This window comes from Dongia sp. (genome assembly GCF_041905885.1).
Taxonomy (GTDB): domain Bacteria; phylum Pseudomonadota; class Alphaproteobacteria; order Dongiales; family Dongiaceae; genus Dongia.
The window spans coordinates 103,427-119,308 of sequence record NZ_JAYRKD010000018.1; the positions used below are offsets into that span (position 1 = coordinate 103,427).

Below are 15,882 nucleotides of genomic sequence, written 5' to 3' on the forward strand. Positions count from 1 at the left end.
CTACTCGGCCGGCGCTTCGGCCGGCATGGCCCGCGCCCTGCGCCATTCCTCGAGCACGATGAAGGCGCCGCTCACCAGGATGAGCACGGCGCCGGCGAAGACGTTGAGGCCAGGCATGTCGCTCCAGATCCAGTAGCCGAGCACGAAGGACCAGACCAGCGCGGTGAATTCCAGCGGCGAGACCACCGAGGCGGGCGCGCGGCGGATGCCTTCGATCAGCAGGTATTGCGCCAGCGAACCGAGCACGCCGATGCCGATCATAAAGGTGAGGTCCATGAAACCCGGCGTCACCCATTTGAACGGCATGACGGCGCCGGTCATCAGCACGAAGGAGAAGCAGGAGGTCAGCATCTGCACCAGGGTCGGCTCCTTGGTCGCGATCTGCCGGATCAGGATCATCGATCCGGCCCAGAGCACGGCGGCGAGGAGTGCCAGGCCGATCGCGCCGGCATGGCTGAGATCGCCGGGGCGGCAGGCGATCAGCACGCCGCCGAAGCCGATCAGGATGCTGATCCAGCGCAGGCGGGTGACGGTCTCGCGCAGCAGCGGCACAGCGAGCACGGCCACCAGCAACGGCGAAGCGAAATAGATCGTCATCAGCTCGGCCAGCTGCAGCTTGCCCGCCGCGGTGTAGAAGCAGAGCCAGGCCAGCAGCAGGCCGATGGAGCGGGCGAGCAGGGCGTTGCGGATCGGTGAGCGCAGGGTCTGGATCACCACGCGCTTCCGCCCGATGGCGAGGCAGATCGCCAGGATGACCAGGCTGCGGCTGAACAGCACCTGCCAGGGCGAATAATCCGCCATCACCACCCATTTGATCGCCGCGTCATGCAGCGCGAAGACCGCGAAGGAGGCGATCGCACAGGCGATCCCGGTCAGCACGGCGCCGGTGGGGGCGGCCGATCGGCCGCTTCTCTCGGGGCTGGCGCCTTCGGGCATGGGACTCGGGCTGCATATAAAGGTGAGGTGGCGGCACCTTATGACGCAGGGCGCGGGCGGACAAACGCCGCTCCCGCAACCGGGCTGCGTCCCGGGCGCATGGGCGAAAACCGCGCTGTTCCAATAGGTTATCCACAGGCACTGCGGCGCCTGGGAGCCGGACGGGGCAGAAAATTACCTAAAATTCTATTAAACTCGCAGACGAAAGAACTTGCGGGTTCCGTTCGGAATGCTCAGATTCTGGGCAGGACCCAATTGAGGTCAGGAGATTGATGATGAACATCTCGGGAGTGACCGGCGTCGCGGCGGCCTTTGAAGGCGCCCGGATTGCCGGACAGCAGCAAGCCTCGGCTTCGTCGTCGGCCGCGCAGACCCAGCGCGAGAACGACCGCCAGGCCGAAGAGGTCGACTTGAAGAAGACCGAGACGGTCAATCAGGGCCAGGGCTCCTCGAGCTCCAGCGATGCCGGCGAGCGCCGCCTGAACATCGTCGTCTGATCCGGACGACATCGAAGAGTTTGAAAGCGCGCCCCTACGGGCGCGCTTTTGTTTTCAGCGCTGCTGAAACCCGCTGAGAAAGGCGGCGAGGTTGCCGCCGAGCTGCGGCGTCAGATACCCGCCCTCCTGGGTGATCACCGTCGGCAGCTTCAGACCGGCGATCATCCTCGCCATCTGGGTGAAGCCTTCGGTGGTGACCGCACCGCCGGCCAGCGGATCGGCCTCATGCGCGTCGAGGCCGAGTGCCAGCACCAGCGCACCCGGCGCGAAATCCGCGACCCGCTGCAACGCCGTGCCCAGGGCCTGCTGCCAGACGTCGTCCTTGCTCTTCACCAGCACCGGCAGGTTGAGGTTGAAGCCCTCGCCGTCACCGCTGCCGCGCTGCTCGCCGTAGCCGTAGAAGAACGGATAGTAGTGGGCGGGATCGCCGTGGATCGAGACGGTCAGCACGTCGGGGCGCGCGTAGAAGATCTCCTGCGTGCCGTTGCCGTGGTGGACGTCGATGTCGAGGATCGCGACCCGCGCATGCTTCTGCCGCAGATGCTGCGCGACGATCGCCGCGTTGTTGAGATAGCAGAAGCCGCCGGCGCGCTCCGGATAGGCGTGGTGTCCCGGCGGGCGGCAGAGCGCGTAGGCAGCGTGCTCGCCGTTCAGCACCAGCTCGGCGGCGGTCAGCGCGGAGAAGGCGGAGGTCCGGACCGACTCCCAGGTCTCGGCGGTGATCGCCGAGGAGAAATCCATGATATGCCAGCCGGCCCGGCCGAGAATGTTGTCGGGGTAGCCCGCAGGGCGCTCCAGCGGCCGTATGCTCGGCATCATCTCCGGATAGGCTTCCGGCACCTTCATCCATTGCGCATGGCCATGCTCGAGGAAGTCGAGATAGCGCTGGGAATGGACCGCGGCGAGGTGCTGCAGCGGAAAGGCCCGTGGCGCCGCGATTTCCAGGCCGGCACGGCTGACGCCGTCCAGCAGCCGGGTCACCCGTTCCGGCGTTTCCGGAATCTCGCCGATCCGGCCGTAACGCATGTAGCGGACCGGGGCGTGGGCGTTCTGGGCCTCGCCAAAGATGCACTTCATGATCCAACTCACAGTTTTCAACGCTGATATCGATTGAACCAGATCGGGGGTTGGGTGGACAACATCGACCTGAAGCTCGGGGAGATCCATTGTGTTCAGGACGGAACTGGAAGCCGCGGTACAGGCGCGCATCATTACGGCGGAACAGGCGACGCGCCTGATCGCCTTCCTGGAGTCGCGCACCGCGCCGGCCGCCGTGACGCCGGTCACAGGTCCGGCCGTGGCACCGTCGAAGTTCGATTTCGTCCATGTGCTCTGGTATGCTGGCGCCCTCATCGTGATCGGCGCGCTCGGCCTGTTCACCACGGTAGCCTTCGCGGCGATGGGTCCGAGTGCCTTGACCTTCACCGCCTTGGCCTATGGCACCGGCTTCATCGCGCTCGGCCGTTATCTCTGGGGCCGCCCCGGCTTGCGGACGCCCGCCGGCTTGCTGATCACCTGCGCGGTCAACATGGTGCCGATGGCGGTCTATGGCATCCAGGCCCAGTTCGATCTCTGGCCGATCCCGATGCAGGATCCCATGGGCTATGACGACTTCTTCTCCTGGCTGAACGCCAGCTGGGTCTATATGGACATCGCGACCATCGTCGCCGGCGCCATCGCGCTCCGCTTCTATCCGTTCCCCTTCATCGCCGCGATCATGGCGGGCGCGCTCTGGTTCCTCTCCATGGACCTGGTGCCGTGGATCGCCCTGGGGCTGCAGGGCAGCACCGACTTCAGCTGGGAGCTGCGCGAGAAGGTCTCGATGTATTTCGGCCTGGCGGTGATCCTGGTGGCCTGGGCGCTCGACCTCAAGCGCTGGCAGGCGGGCGACTTCGCCTTCTGGGTCCACTTGGCCGGTGTGATCTGCTTCTGGGGCGGCTTGACCTCGCAGAACAGCGACAGCGAGTTCCTGAAGCTGGTCTATTTCCTGATCAACATCGGCATGGTGGTGCTGGCGGTGTTCCTCGGCCGGCGCATCTACGCGGTGTTCGGCGCGCTCGGGGTCTCCTTCTATCTCGGCTATCTCGCCTATGAGGTGTTCGAGGACTCGCTGCTGTTCCCGCTGTTCCTCTCGATGACCGGCCTCGCGGTGATCGGCCTCGGCATCTGGTACTTCAAAAAGCAGAAGGCGATCGCTCACTGGCTGCTCACCAGCCTCCCGCCCGAGCTGCAACGCCTGCGCCCGGTGCATGCGCGGATGGCGGGGGCTTAGTCCGCCAACCTTCGAGAACCCTCTCGCGGAGCAGCGAATAAGAACCCCCTCTCCCCCGCCGACGAATGTCGGCCTACGCCGACGGTGCGGGAGAGGGCGGGGTGAGGGGTCGAAGACTTTCGCCGTCTTTGCATCTATGTTCGACGTGACTCGAACAAGAGACGCACGACCAGATGTTCCAGCTCCCCAAGTTCGCAACCGCGCCCTTCTGTCCATCGGAGGTACAGGGCACGGTCGCCGTGCCGGCCGGGCTCTCCGGTTTCCAGAAGCTGCTGCGCTACCTCGGCCCCGGGCTGCTGATTTCGGTCGGCTATATGGACCCCGGCAACTGGGCGACCGACATCGCCGCGGGTTCGGGATTCGGCACCGATCTGCTGTTCGTGGTCGGCCTGGCGAGCCTCGCGGGTATCCTGCTGCAGACGCTCTGCGCGCGGCTCGGCCTGGTGGCTGGGAAGGACCTGGCGCGGCTCTGCCGCGACCATTACCCGCGCCCCGTTGCCTTCATCCTCTGGATCTTTGCCGAGCTTGCGATCATCGCCTGCGACGTCGCCGAGGTGCTGGGCTCGGCCTTGGCGCTCAACCTGCTGTTCGGCCTGCCGCTCTGGCTCGGCGTGGTGCTGACCGGCTTCGACACCTTCATCGTGCTCAGCCTGAAGGGCCGCGGCTTCCGGCAGCTAGAGGCGATCGTGCTCGGGCTGGTCGGCACGATCTTCCTCTGCTTTGCGATCGAGATCCTGATGCTGCAGCCGGCTTTCGCCGACGTGGCGCGCGGCCTGGTGCCGAAGCTCTCGCTCACCCAGGATCCGGAGGCCTTCTATCTCGCGATCGGCATCATCGGCGCGACGGTGATGCCGCACAATCTCTACCTCCACAGCTCGATCGTGCAGACCCGGGTGACGCGGCCGGATGAGCAATCGAAGCGCGAAGCGATCCGCTTCGCCACGATCGACATCGTCGTGGCGCTGCTCTTGGCCATGCTGGTCAACGCCGCGATCCTGATCGTGGCGGCTACGGCCTTCCACGCCACGGGGCAGACGGAAGTCACCGAGATCGACGAAGCCTATCGCCTGCTGGAGCCGATCACCGGCACCGCTTTGGCCGCGATCCTGTTCGGCCTGGCGCTGCTGGTCTCCGGCCAGAGCTCGACCTTCACCGGCACCGTGGCGGGGCAGGTGATCCTCGAGGGCTTCCTCGACCTGAAGATCCCCTGCTACCAGCGCCGCCTGATCACCCGCGGCCTGGCGCTGGGGCCGGCGCTGATCGGCGTGCTCTGGCTCGGCGAGGGCTCGGTCGGCAAGCTGCTGGTGCTGAGCCAGGTGGTGCTGACGGTGCAGCTGCCCTTCGCGCTCTGGCCGCTGATCCGCTTCACCGGCAACCGCGCGCTCATGGGCGTCTTCGCCAGCGGCCCGCTGATGAAGACGCTGGCCTGGTCGATCTTCGCGGTGATCGCCGCGGCGAATTCCTGGCTGCTCTGGGGCCTCTTCGCCGGTTGACGCAAGCGGACTGAAACGACGCCTGCGCTGTCAACGCGGCGCCGATCGTGGTATGCTTAATTCTTCACATGCGACCTGTCCGCCGAATTATCGAGCAGGCGGAATTGTGCTGTGCGCTCGCGGGGGTGCTGTTTGAAATCGTAAAGCTTCAGGTCAACGCAGCGCCGCAGGCGCGGCGGTACTTTCGTGCAACCCGGACCTGACCCGGACAGATTGCGTGTTTCAACCGGACGGCCAACCCAGACCTGACCCGGACGGATTGCACATTCAGCCGGACACAGACAGATCCCCAACGCAGACCGGACGCAGACCGAATTGCGTTTCCCCGCCGGCCGCATTCTGCTGCTTTGCGTTTTACGGCAAGGGGTTGGCGTGACCGGCCGTAGTTCAGGCGATCGAACCCGTCTGCGTTGGAAGCGTCGGTGCTGGGTTCCGTCCGGGTTTTGGCCCGTCCGGGTTGGAACCGGCTCCGCCGGTCCGTCAGACGAGACCCTTCCACACGCCGGCCTCGGTCCAGCCCAGCGCCTTGAACTCCTCGGCGCGCAGCGGCGCCTCGTCACTCATGAAGAACTCGTCCAGCTGCGGCGGTGGGACCTTGGTGCCGGCCAGCATGGCATGGGCCTGGCCGCGGTGGTGGATCTGGTGCTCGAAGAGATGCAGCAGCACCTTGTCGGTGCGGTCGGACTGGATGCGGCTCTGCCGATGGATGCGGGTCTCGGCGGCGAGCGCCGCGTCGGTCAGTCGATCGCAGAAAGCCACCAGCCGGCGATCGACTTCCGCTTGCGCCGGCAGCAGCCCGGCCATGGTCGGGCAGGGGACCTCGTTCTCGAAAGCCTTCGGGCCCAGCGTGCCGCCTTCCAGCGCATCGACGTAGAGCCAATCGACCGTGAGATTGTGGTTGAGCGTCTCCATCAGGCTCGGAAAGAAGCTGACCCGCTCGGCCTGGAACTCGGCATCGCTGAGCCTGGCGCAGGCGCCGAGCAGGCGATGATTGGCCCAGGCATTGTTGCAGGCCATGGCGCGGAAATAGGTGGCGGCACCGCTCATCTTTCCTCCCGTTCGATCGCCATGCCGGCAGGCAGCAGGGTGAAGCCGATCTCGTCCGCCGTGCCGGCCCGGCGGCGCAGCACGGCATTGATGCGCGCGATCCCGCCCGGATCGGCCGCGGCGGCGACCGGCCAGATTCGCCCGGCCGAAGCCAGGGCGATGATCTGCGAGACCAGGGTATCGCCGGCATGTCCCTGCGCCGCGAGTGCGATCGCCGCCGCCGGCCCCTTCTCGAGCAAAGCCAGGATTGCCTGGGCGGCCGGATGGTTGAAGGGAATGCTCGTATCCTGCGGATGGGCCAGCATGAAGGTCGTGCCGCAGATCTGCGCGCGTGCCGCTGCTTCATCCAGCGGCGCGACATCGCGGCCGAATACGTCGCGGCGGAAGCGCTTCATCAGCAGATAGTCGCGCAGCAGCTCGCGGAGATCCGGATCCACCGCGGCGGCCACCAACTCGCGCGCCGGCCGCTCCAGGGTGAAGGCATCCACATTCTCGCGGATCGTCGCCGAGCCGATCGGCGCGAGGCCGATGCCGGCGACCGCGCTCCGCAACTCGGTGACATAGATCGGCTTCCAGGCCGGCGGCAGGAACTGGTGGACGAAATAGCCCGCCGGCAGCCTGCGGCGGAGCTCTTCCCATTCGTGACCCATGGCGCCCAGCCGCAGCACCTCGGCACCGAGCCCCTGCAGCGCCGTGATGATCCGGTCGGCGCTGTCCAGCCGCGCGACGCTGTCGCCGCTGCCTTGCGCCGTGAGGGTCTGCAGCAGATGCTGCAGCGGCATGTCGCCGGCCCAGCCGGGCAGGCAGTCGTAGCTCAGGTAGAGCAGGCCTCCCGGCTTCAGATGCCGATCCACGAAACCGATCAGGTCGGCCTGCGCCGCGGCATCGATCCAGGTATAGACGCCGTGGGCGACGATCATGTCGAAACGCGGCAGGTCGAGCTTCGCCGCGGCAGCGAAGTCGAGCGCATGGAACTGCGCATTGGCGATATCGGCCTCGCGGCAGAGCTTCTCGGCAAAGTCGATATGCTGCGGCATCAGGTCGATGCCGTGGAACCGGCTTTCCGGATGCGCCGCGGCGAGCAGCGCCGGCGTAACACCATGCCCGCAGCCGAGCTCGCACCAGGCAAAACCACCCTCGCGTGACGGCGGCTGGAAGCCACAGATCAGCGCCGTGAAGTCCAGCCAGGCCGGGCTGAGCTCGCGCACGAAGCGTCGCGCATAGGGGACATCGGTGACGTAACGCGCGGAGTCCATGCTGGGAATTATAGATTGGCGCCGGGCCCGGACAAGCGGAGCAATCTAGGGCCCGGTGCAGCTCCAGGCCTGCACTGTGCATTGCGTGCCGCCATCCTGCTGGCAGGCGGCGAGGGCTCCGCCTTCTGCCTGTCCTTGGTTGTCGCCGAGGCCATACCGAACCACGCCGCCGCCGGCCGCGACCGCCGCGCAGGTGTTCCAGAAATCCACGACGACCTGACAGTCGTTGCCGTTGGCGCTGCAATTCTTCAGCGCTTCATTCTCCGCCGACGGTGCATCGTTGAAGTCATACGACCAACCGACGGCGCCGCTCTGCGTCCCATAGGCGATGGCGCCGTAGAGCGTCTTGTTGCATTCGTTGAGGTAGCAGTCGTTGAGCAGCCGGCCGCATTCGCCGGACGCGTTCATTTCCGAATCGCAGTAGGTGGCAGCCTGGCAGGCGGAGACGCAGTCGGCATGTGCCAGGCCTGAGGCCGCGATCAGACCCAGGCCGGCGACCAGGATCGGGATGGAGACGCGGACGCCCGGCATCGAACCCTCCATCGGCTCGCGCCGATCATAGCAGCCGCTTCGGCTTTGCACTATCCTCGCCGCGGGGAGGCAAAGCCATGCTGGGACGGGCGCTGACCAAGGCCGTCGATCACGAGTTCTTCCGCTGGTTCCACCTGGTGCGATATGAGGCACCGCGCGCGCTGGCCGACGGGGCGACCTGGCATGGCTTCCGGCCGGACGGCGCGAAGTTCCGGGAGTTGGTGACGGTCAACCTGGAGACCGACCGCAGCGGCTGCATCGCCGATGCGAAACTCTGCCTCGACCGCGCCTTCATCGAGCATGCGAAGGACGGCCCCTTCGCCCGCGACATCACCGCGAGCTTCCTGCGCTGGATCCTGCCGGAGCCGGCGCAGCGGGAGGCCGGCGGCTTCCTGCAGGAGCTGGGATATCTCGGGCCCAACGTGGTCCGTCTCAAGGCCGCGCCGCTGCCGGACGCGGCCGCCGCGCCGACTGCGCTCCACCGCGTCTATCTGGGACGGGACAAGGATGCGGCGCTGGAGATCGGCGACGTCGCGCTCCGCCTCACCAATCTGCAGGCCCGCGACGGGCCGCGCGACCCGCAGCACGACTGGATCTGGATTCGGGTGGTGCGCCGCTGAACGCGGCCTAAGGTTACTGCACAGCCCCGTGTGGGTGGCGCTGCCGCGATCCGATTGATTTCCCATGCCGGACCGGCGATGATTCCCAGCAGATTGAGAGACGGGGGTCTCGGCCCAGGGGGAGGTTCATGCGGATCGCATGGGTTGCGGGTCTTGTCGGGGTGCTGCTTTGCGTCATACCGGGCCTGGCTTCGGCCGAACCGCGGATCGCGCTCATCATCGCCAACGGCAGTTATAAGGGCGATATCGGGCCGCTCAGGAATCCGGTCGCCGACGGCAAGCTGGTCGGCGAGGCGCTGAAGAAAGTCGGCTTCACCTTGAACCTGGTGACCGACGGCGATCAGCGCGCGATGAAGCAGGCGCTAAACGATTTCGGCGAGGCCCTGGCCAAGGCAGGGTCGAGCGCCACCGGCCTGTTCTATTATGCCGGTCACGGCCTGCAGGTCGATGGGCAGAACTACCTCATCCCGGTGGGCGCCAAAATCAAGCGCGAAGGCGACGTCGATCTCGAGGCGCTGAATGCCGAGGCGGTCCTGAAGCAGCTGACCTTCTCCGGCGCCAAAGTCCAGATCGTGATCCTGGATGCCTGCCGCAACAACCCGCTGACCCGCAGCTTCCGCAGCGCCGAGACCGGTCTGGTGAAGATCGACGCGCCGATCGGCAGCTTCGTCGCCTACTCGACCGCGCCGGGCTCGGTCGCGGTGGACGGGCAAGGCGCCAACTCGCCTTTTGCCACCGCGCTTGCCGCCGAGGTGCAGAAGCCGGGCGCCTCGATCGAGGAGATGTTCCGCAACGTCCGCGCCAAGGTGATTGCCGAGACCGACAGCCAGCAGGTGCCCTGGGACTCCTCCTCGCTAACCGCGCCCTTCTATTTCTCCAAGGACTTCAGCGCGGCGGGCTCGAGCGCCGCGGTCGAGCAGGCCTTCTGGCAGTCAATCCAGAACAGCAGCGATCCCGCGGACTTCGAGGCCTATCTGAAGAAGTTCCCGAAAGGCGCCTTCGTCGATCTCGCCAACAACCGGGTGAAGGCGCTGAAGGAGGGCGCGGCCGCGGCAAGCGCACAGGCCGCGCAACCCGCCACCCAATCCCAGCCGACGCAGACAGCGGCGCTGACCCAGCCGGCCGGCGGCTCGAAGAGCGTCGCGGTTACGCCGCCGCCCGCCAACATGAAGCCCGGCCAGGTTTTCCGTGACTGTGCGGACTGCCCGGAGATGGTGATGATCCCAGGCGGCAGCTTCATGATGGGCTCGCCCGACAGCGAGGCGGGGCGCGATTCCAGCGAAGGTCCGCAGCACAACGAGACGATTCCGCGCGCCTTCGCGATGAGCAAGTTCGAGGTGACTGTGGAGCAGTACAAGCGCTTCATGGACGCGACCGGCCGCGATCCCGGCGCCACCTGCTGGTATTACCGGGACGAGGCGCAGGAATGGCTGCCGAAGGAGGGGCGTACCTTCTCCGATCCCGGCTTCTCGCAAACCAAATCCGACCCCGCGCTCTGCCTGAACTATGGCGATGCGCGGGCCTATGCCGCCTGGCTCTCGAAGGTGACGGGACAGACCTATCGCCTGCCCAGCGAAGCCGAATGGGAATACGCCGCGCGCGCCGGAACCAAGACCGCACGCTATTGGGGCGAGGGCGACAAGGATCTATGCAGCTACGCCAACGGCGCCGACCAGATGTGGAACAAGAAGTATCCCAAGGATCCGGGGTTCAATCCCGACTGCAGTGACGGCTACGCCTTCACGGCGCCGGTCGGCAAATTCAAGCCGAATGCCTTCGGCCTCTACGACATGCTGGGCAATTCCTGGGAGCTGACCCAGGACTGCCTGACCGGCTCCTATTCCACCAATGACAGCATGGGCGTGCCCAATCTCGGTGCCTGCGAGAAACGCGCAATCCGCGGCGCATCCTATGGCCGCGGCCCGAAGTTCCTGCGCGCGGCAACCCGCGGCGGCATGAAGGAAGACGTGCGCGGCGTCACCAACAGCATAAGGTTGGTGCGGGAATTGTGACGCCGAAGCCGAGCACCGTTCGTGCGGTCGAGCTCGATATTGACTGTAAGCGGTACCCAGAAATCGATCGGATCCTCGCTTACTGGCGCGCCAAGAAAGGCGACCGCGAATTTCCGTCGCGCGCCGACATCGATCCCCTGGAGTTCACCCGCGCGCTGCCCCGGGTGATGATGGTCGAAGTCTCCTACGATTCATTGGAGTTTCGCTACCGGGTCGCGGGTACCGGGCTGTTTGCGATGCATGGCCGGGACCTGACCGGCAAGCTCGCCCGCGAGCTCGAGCCGCCGGAGTTCGGCGCGCTGATCCATCGCCACTATGCCGAGGCGATCGAACGCCGGGCGCCGATCCTGCACCTGATCGAGCTGACGGTGGATTACCTGGCGACCTCGTATGCGCGGATCATCCTGCCGCTCTCCATCGACGGCAAGGTGATCGATCGGCTGATCACCTGCGAGGCGCACGAGGACCACGCCCTGGCGCTGCAGAAGTTCTTCAGGCAGGCGAAGGCGTAGGCGTAGGCGTAGGCGTAGGCGTAGGCGTAGGCGTAGGCGTAGGCGTAGGCGTAGGCGTAGGCGTAGGCGGGGACTATCGCCACCCCACCCGGTCCATGAGCTTCACCGCCTCGGCATTGTTCTTGCCGAGCGCGGTGACGCTGACCGGGTCGGCCTTGAACTCGCCCCACGCCGCGACCACGGGGGCCGGCGGCACGTCGGCGCGCAGCGGGAACTCGTTGTTGGCGTCGGCGAAGACCTTCTGTGCCTCCGGACTGATCAGGAACTCCAGGAACTTCACCGCATTCGCCCGGTTCGGCGCATAGGCCGCGACGCCGGCACCGGAGATATTGATATGCGTGCCGCGCTCTGCCTGGTTGGGGAAGAAGATCTTCAGCTTCTCGACCTTCGCCTTCACCTCCGGCTTGTCGCTGTTGAGCATCCGCGCGAAGTAATAGGAGTTGCTGATCGCGAGATCGCCCAGGCCCGCGGTCAGCGCCATGATCTGGTCGATGTCGCCGCCTTCCGGTTTGCGGGCGAAATTCGCCACCAGGCCCTTGGCCCAGGCTTCGGTCTTCTCGACGCCTTCGGTCTCGATCATCGCTGCGACCAGCGACTGGTTGTAGATGTTGTTGGAGGAGCGCACCAGCAGGCGACCCTTCCACTTCGGATTGGCGAGGTCCTGGTAGGTCGAGAGCTCTTCGACCTTCACCTTGTCCGGACTGTAGATGATCACGCGCGCCCGCTTGGAGAGGGCGAACCAGCGGCCCTGCGGGTCGCGCAGGTTCTCCGGGATCTCCTTTTCCAGGACGGCCGATTTGACGCCTTGTAACAGGCCCATCTCCTGGGCGCGCCAGAGATTGCCGGCATCGACGGTGATCAGCACGTCGGCCGGCGAGTTCTCGGCCTCCTGCTTCTGCCGTTGCATCAGTTCTTCGGCATTGCCGTTGATCACCTGGACCGCGATACCGGTTTCCTTGGTGAACATGTCGAACAGGATCTGGTCGGACGGATAATGCCGCGCGGAATAGACGTTGACCGTCTCCGCGGCAGTGGCCCGGCGTGCCGCCATCAGGCCGAGACCGGCAGCGCTGCCGGCGAGGAAGTTGCGGCGCTTCATCATGCTATCTCTCCAAAGCTAGCGCCAGCCGGCGCGGTCCATGATCCTCACCGCCTCGGCGTTGTTCTTGCCGAGGGCGGAGACATTCACCGGATCGGGTTTGAAATTGCCCCAGGCTGCAACGATGTCGATCGGTGCGACGCCGGCGCGAACCGGAAACTCGTAGTTGGCGTCGGCGAAGACCTTCTGCGCTTCCGGGCTGATCAAGAACTCCAGGAACTTGACCGCATTCTCCTTGTTGGGCGCGTAGGCCGCGACGCCGCCGCCGGAGACGTTGATATGCGTGCCGCGGTCCTGCTGGTTCGGGAAGACGATGCCGACATGCTCGAGCTTCTTGCGGGTCTCGTCGTCACGGCCGAGCAGCCGGCCGAAATAATAGGAGTTGCTGACCGCGAGCGCGCCGACGCCGGCCGCCAGCGCCAAAGCCTGCTCGGTGTCGGCGCCTTCGGGCCTGCGGGCGAGATTGGCGACCAGGCCCTTGGCCCAGGCCTCCGCCTTCTCGGACCCATCGGCCTCGATGATCGAGGCCAGCAGAGACTGGTTGTAGATGCTGTTCGAGGTGGTGATGAGGATCTTGCCCTGCCATTTCGGATCGGCGAGTTCCTCGTAGGTCGGGATGTCCTCCGCCTGCACCTTGCTCTTGTCGCGCAGGATGACGCGGGCACGGGTCGAGAAGGAGAACCAGAGATTCACCGGGTGCCGCAGATTGGCCGGCACTTCCTTGTCGAGAATCGCGGAATGGATCGGCTGCAGCAGGTTCCATTGCTCGGCGCGCCAGAGATTGCCGGCATCGACGGTGATCAGCACGTCGGCCGGGGAGGAATCGCCCTCCATCTGCTGGCGCTGCATCAGCTCTTCGGCGACGCCCTGGATCGCGTTGACCGCGATTCCGGTCTCCTGGGTGAACATGTCGAACAGCGTCTGGTCGGAGGGGTAGTGCCGCGCCGAATAGATATTGACCACGCCGGCATCGGCATGGGCGCGGCGGATCCGCGGGAATCCAGTGATGAGACCGGTCGCGAGAACGGGGGCGGCAGCGATCAGGCGTCGCCGCGTCAGTACTTTGTGCATGCAGCGCTCAGTTGCGAATTATTCTCAAGCTGACCCGAAACCTAAGGAGCGCGTTCCGGTTCGACAAGAGGACAATTGGTAACAGTCTGCGGAGCGCTCAAAAGAAAAAAGGCCCCGTTTCCGGGGCCTCTCTCGAACCGTGTTATCGCAGCAATCAGGCCGCGGCTTGCAGCTTCTTGCGGCGATAGCCGAGGAAGCCCATGCCGCCCAGCGCCGATCCGAACAGGAGCAGCGCGCCCGGGATCGGGGTCGCGGCGATGGTGATGTTGTCGAGCGCGACGCCGGCCGGGCCGCCGGTCAGGCCCAGGAAAGTGAGCGTCTCGGTGGTGTTGGTCGCGACGAAGAGGAAGGTCTGCAGCGCCCAACCCATGCTGCTGTTGGTATTCGTCCCGTTGGGGAAGCTGTAGAAGTTGTTGACGCCCGCCGCCGAGACTTGCAGCTGCTTCGAGGCCGGCCCGGCATTCGGGTTGGCGGCGCCGTAGAACGAAACCTTGTATTCCAGACCCACCGTCAGGCCGGAAATGTCCTGGGAGATGCTGCCGATATCATCGTCGTTCAGATCGAGGCTCTGGTTGCCGTCCTGCGACACCCAATAGCTGCCGATGTGATTGACACCGGCGCCGCCGATGGTCCAGCCGGTCAGGCTGGTGTTGCCGGCTTCATAGGTGTCAAAGGTGCCGCCGACGATCGGGGTCTCGAAGCTGCCATTGACGATGGTAACAGCCTGCGCAGCTTGCGCGCCCAGCAGCATCGCCGCACCGGCGATCAGGCCCAAAATCTTCATACGCGTACCCCTGACAGAGTGAATTGGTGTTGGCGCTAATTTGCTGAGCATTTTAGCTGAAGTCAATCTTCAGGTAACCTTCAAGCCCCTCGGAAATGTGCATTCCACACACCAACGGGTAGCGATCATCAATCGTTAACTACGATTCCGATTTAACCGGCTCGGCTGAGTTCGTAGAGCCCGATTGCGGCCGCGTTGGACACGTTGAGGTGGCCAATCGGCCCGCTGGTCGGCAGCCGTACCAGCAGATCGCAATGGCTGCGGGTCAGGCGCCGCAGGCCGGCACCTTCCGCGCCGAGGCAGAGGGCGACGCGTCCCGAGAGACGCGCCTCGGCCAGGCTGCGCTCGCCCTCGGCGGCGAGGCCGGCACACCAGAATCCGGCAGCCTTCAGCTGCTCGATGGCCCGGGCGAGGTTGGTGACCCGGACCAGGGGCACGACCTCGAGCGCGCCCGAGGCGGCTTTGGCGAGGACGCCGCTTTCCGGGGCGGCATTGCGCTCGGTCAGCACCACAGCGAGGGCGCCGAAAGCGGCGGCGGAGCGGAGGATCGCACCGACATTATGAGGATCGGTCACCTGGTCCAGGATCACGATCTTCGCCTCAGGCCGAGCGGCGGCCAGGGCGGCGATATCCTCCACGTCGGTCTCCGGCAGCGGATCGACCTGGGCGGCGATGCCCTGGTGCACCGATTCCCGCCCGGCCACGCGGTCCAGGATCGCGCGGTCCACGGTCTCCCAGCGGGGCAGCGGGCGATCGCCGGCGCCGCGCGCGGCCTTCTCGGCATCGGGATGGGCCTGGAGCAGGCGGCGGATCCGGCGCTGCGGGTTGTCGATCGCAGCGGCGACGGCATGATTGCCGTAAATCCAATAACTTCCACCGCTGGCCTTGTATCCGGCCTGAGCTTCGTCGCGGCTCGCGTGCGGATCGCGCTGGGGCTTGGAAGAGCCTGATTCTGAACTATATCTGGGCGGTGACGCCCGTTCGTCCGCGCGCGGCCGATCTTGGCCCGCCCAAGTTCCCGGAGCCCTCTTCTTCTCCTGCGACCGGTTGTCCCGATTCTTGCCGGGATGGCCCGATTCTGGGTCCCGAGCCCCGTGCGGGCTGCGACCCCGGTCGCGGTTTTTGTCGGGTCGGAAAGGCTTGCGCGGGGGCATGTTGGGGTCCTAGGATGGGGGTGGCTAAAAGCTTTACATCAACTCCCTCCGGGCCGGAAATTTAAATCGGCGCGGGTGGGAGTTTTTCGTGTGTTTTCAAGTTGACAGCACCCGGTAAATGCTCATAGTCCGCGTCTCCGTCGCGGGGCGGAGTCGGCGCTTTCGGAAGGGTGCCCGAGTGGCTAAAGGGGACGGGCTGTAAACCCGTTGGCTTCGGCCTACGTAGGTTCGAATCCTACCCCTTCCACCAAGCCCGACTCTCCGCATGCGGAGGCAGGGCAGGGTGCCGACTCGAGCCGGGCGGGTGTAGCTCAATGGTAGAGCTCCAGCCTTCCAAGCTGGCTACGCGGGTTCGATTCCCGTCACCCGCTCCAAAGCCCCGAAATGCTCGGGGCGGCGGCGCAAACAGAAACCGATCGGGCCTCTATCGGAGGGGCTTCGGTCAAACGGTCGAAACAAGAGCCGGTTCCGGCACATAAGGTCGAGAGAAGATGGCGAAAGCTAAGTTTGAGCGGAACAAGCCGCATTGCAATGTTGGCACGATCGGTCACGTTGACCACGGCAAGACGTCGCTGACGGCGGCGATCACGAAGGTGCT

General features: G+C 65.6%; 16 protein-coding genes and 2 tRNA genes. 9 read left to right on the forward strand and 9 right to left on the reverse strand.

Going from position 1 to position 15,882, the window contains the following annotated elements; all coding sequences use genetic code 11:
* Positions 1-936: a DMT family transporter gene (locus tag ACH2CY_RS18095; RefSeq protein ID WP_395020717.1), complete on the reverse strand. Its 936-nt coding sequence runs from the start codon at positions 934-936 to the stop codon at positions 1-3.
* A gap of 275 nt (positions 937-1,211) precedes the next feature.
* Here ACH2CY_RS18095 and ACH2CY_RS18100 point away from each other — a divergent pair, with 275 nt between their 5' ends.
* Entirely contained in the window at positions 1,212-1,433 is a 222-nt protein-coding gene (locus ACH2CY_RS18100) for a hypothetical protein (protein WP_395020718.1), read from the forward strand.
* A gap of 54 nt (positions 1,434-1,487) precedes the next feature.
* Here ACH2CY_RS18100 and ACH2CY_RS18105 read toward each other — a convergent pair whose 3' ends face one another.
* A complete protein-coding gene (locus ACH2CY_RS18105) occupies positions 1,488-2,510 on the reverse strand; it encodes a histone deacetylase family protein (RefSeq protein ID WP_395020719.1) in 1,023 nt (340 codons plus the stop codon).
* Between the two features lie 91 nt (positions 2,511-2,601).
* On the opposite strand from ACH2CY_RS18105, the gene ACH2CY_RS18110 reads away from it, so the two are divergent.
* Both ACH2CY_RS18110 and ACH2CY_RS18115 read left to right on the forward strand, forming a co-directional pair.
* Positions 2,602-3,705, forward strand: coding sequence for a hypothetical protein (locus tag ACH2CY_RS18110; RefSeq protein ID WP_395020720.1), 1,104 nt, complete (start codon positions 2,602-2,604; stop codon positions 3,703-3,705).
* 173 nt (positions 3,706-3,878) lie between these two features.
* A complete protein-coding gene (locus ACH2CY_RS18115) occupies positions 3,879-5,198 on the forward strand; it encodes an Nramp family divalent metal transporter (protein WP_395020721.1) in 1,320 nt (439 codons plus the stop codon).
* Positions 5,199-5,678: 480 nt separating this feature from the next.
* Here ACH2CY_RS18115 and ACH2CY_RS18120 read toward each other — a convergent pair whose 3' ends face one another.
* From ACH2CY_RS18120 to ACH2CY_RS18130, 3 genes are read right to left on the reverse strand one after another with little or no spacing between them, the layout of a single operon-like run.
* Positions 5,679-6,245 (reverse strand): DinB family protein, encoded by a 567-nt coding sequence (locus ACH2CY_RS18120; RefSeq protein ID WP_395020722.1) that lies wholly within the window; start codon positions 6,243-6,245, stop codon positions 5,679-5,681.
* Positions 6,242-7,501, reverse strand: coding sequence for a class I SAM-dependent methyltransferase (locus tag ACH2CY_RS18125; protein ID WP_395020723.1), 1,260 nt, complete (start codon positions 7,499-7,501; stop codon positions 6,242-6,244). The genes ACH2CY_RS18120 and ACH2CY_RS18125 overlap by 4 nt, the downstream gene beginning before the upstream one ends.
* A 45-nt stretch (positions 7,502-7,546) precedes the next feature.
* Positions 7,547-8,032: a DUF4189 domain-containing protein gene (locus ACH2CY_RS18130; protein WP_395020724.1), complete on the reverse strand. Its 486-nt coding sequence runs from the start codon at positions 8,030-8,032 to the stop codon at positions 7,547-7,549.
* 77 nt (positions 8,033-8,109) lie between these two features.
* Between ACH2CY_RS18130 and ACH2CY_RS18135 the strand changes: the two genes are divergently transcribed.
* The 3 genes from ACH2CY_RS18135 (at position 8,110) to ACH2CY_RS18145 (ending at position 11,176) form a co-directional block, all read left to right on the forward strand.
* On the forward strand, positions 8,110-8,652 hold the full coding sequence (locus tag ACH2CY_RS18135; RefSeq protein ID WP_395020725.1) for a hypothetical protein: 543 nt from the start codon (positions 8,110-8,112) through the stop codon (positions 8,650-8,652).
* 128 nt (positions 8,653-8,780) lie between these two features.
* Complete coding sequence (locus tag ACH2CY_RS18140; RefSeq protein ID WP_395020726.1) at positions 8,781-10,664, forward strand: SUMF1/EgtB/PvdO family nonheme iron enzyme; 1,884 nt, start codon at positions 8,781-8,783, stop codon at positions 10,662-10,664.
* A complete protein-coding gene (locus ACH2CY_RS18145; RefSeq protein ID WP_395020727.1) occupies positions 10,661-11,176 on the forward strand; it encodes a PAS domain-containing protein in 516 nt (171 codons plus the stop codon). The genes ACH2CY_RS18140 and ACH2CY_RS18145 overlap by 4 nt, the downstream gene beginning before the upstream one ends.
* Before the next feature lie 73 nt (positions 11,177-11,249).
* On the opposite strand, the gene ACH2CY_RS18150 is transcribed toward ACH2CY_RS18145, so the two are convergent.
* The 4 genes from ACH2CY_RS18150 to rlmB all read right to left on the reverse strand — a co-directional run bounded on the left by ACH2CY_RS18150 (position 11,250) and on the right by rlmB (position 15,284).
* Complete coding sequence (locus ACH2CY_RS18150) at positions 11,250-12,278, reverse strand: Fe(3+) ABC transporter substrate-binding protein (protein WP_395020728.1); 1,029 nt, start codon at positions 12,276-12,278, stop codon at positions 11,250-11,252.
* A gap of 15 nt (positions 12,279-12,293) precedes the next feature.
* Positions 12,294-13,346: a Fe(3+) ABC transporter substrate-binding protein gene (locus ACH2CY_RS18155; protein ID WP_395020729.1), complete on the reverse strand. Its 1,053-nt coding sequence runs from the start codon at positions 13,344-13,346 to the stop codon at positions 12,294-12,296.
* A gap of 154 nt (positions 13,347-13,500) precedes the next feature.
* Positions 13,501-14,130 carry a choice-of-anchor C family protein gene (locus ACH2CY_RS18160; RefSeq protein WP_395020730.1) on the reverse strand — a complete coding sequence of 210 codons (630 nt, stop codon included), beginning with the start codon at positions 14,128-14,130 and terminating at the stop codon, positions 13,501-13,503.
* Positions 14,131-14,282: 152 nt separating this feature from the next.
* A complete protein-coding gene (gene rlmB / locus ACH2CY_RS18165) occupies positions 14,283-15,284 on the reverse strand; it encodes a 23S rRNA (guanosine(2251)-2'-O)-methyltransferase RlmB (RefSeq protein WP_395020731.1) in 1,002 nt (333 codons plus the stop codon).
* 164 nt (positions 15,285-15,448) lie between these two features.
* Between rlmB and ACH2CY_RS18170 the strand changes: the two genes are divergently transcribed.
* From ACH2CY_RS18170 to ACH2CY_RS18180, 3 genes are all read left to right on the forward strand, one after another.
* Positions 15,449-15,534: transfer RNA gene (locus tag ACH2CY_RS18170), tRNA-Tyr, on the forward strand.
* 50 nt (positions 15,535-15,584) lie between these two features.
* Positions 15,585-15,658 (forward strand) — tRNA-Gly (locus tag ACH2CY_RS18175).
* Between the two features lie 117 nt (positions 15,659-15,775).
* The coding region (locus ACH2CY_RS18180) for a GTP-binding protein (protein ID WP_395020734.1) at positions 15,776-15,882 on the forward strand (107 nt) is incomplete at its 3' end.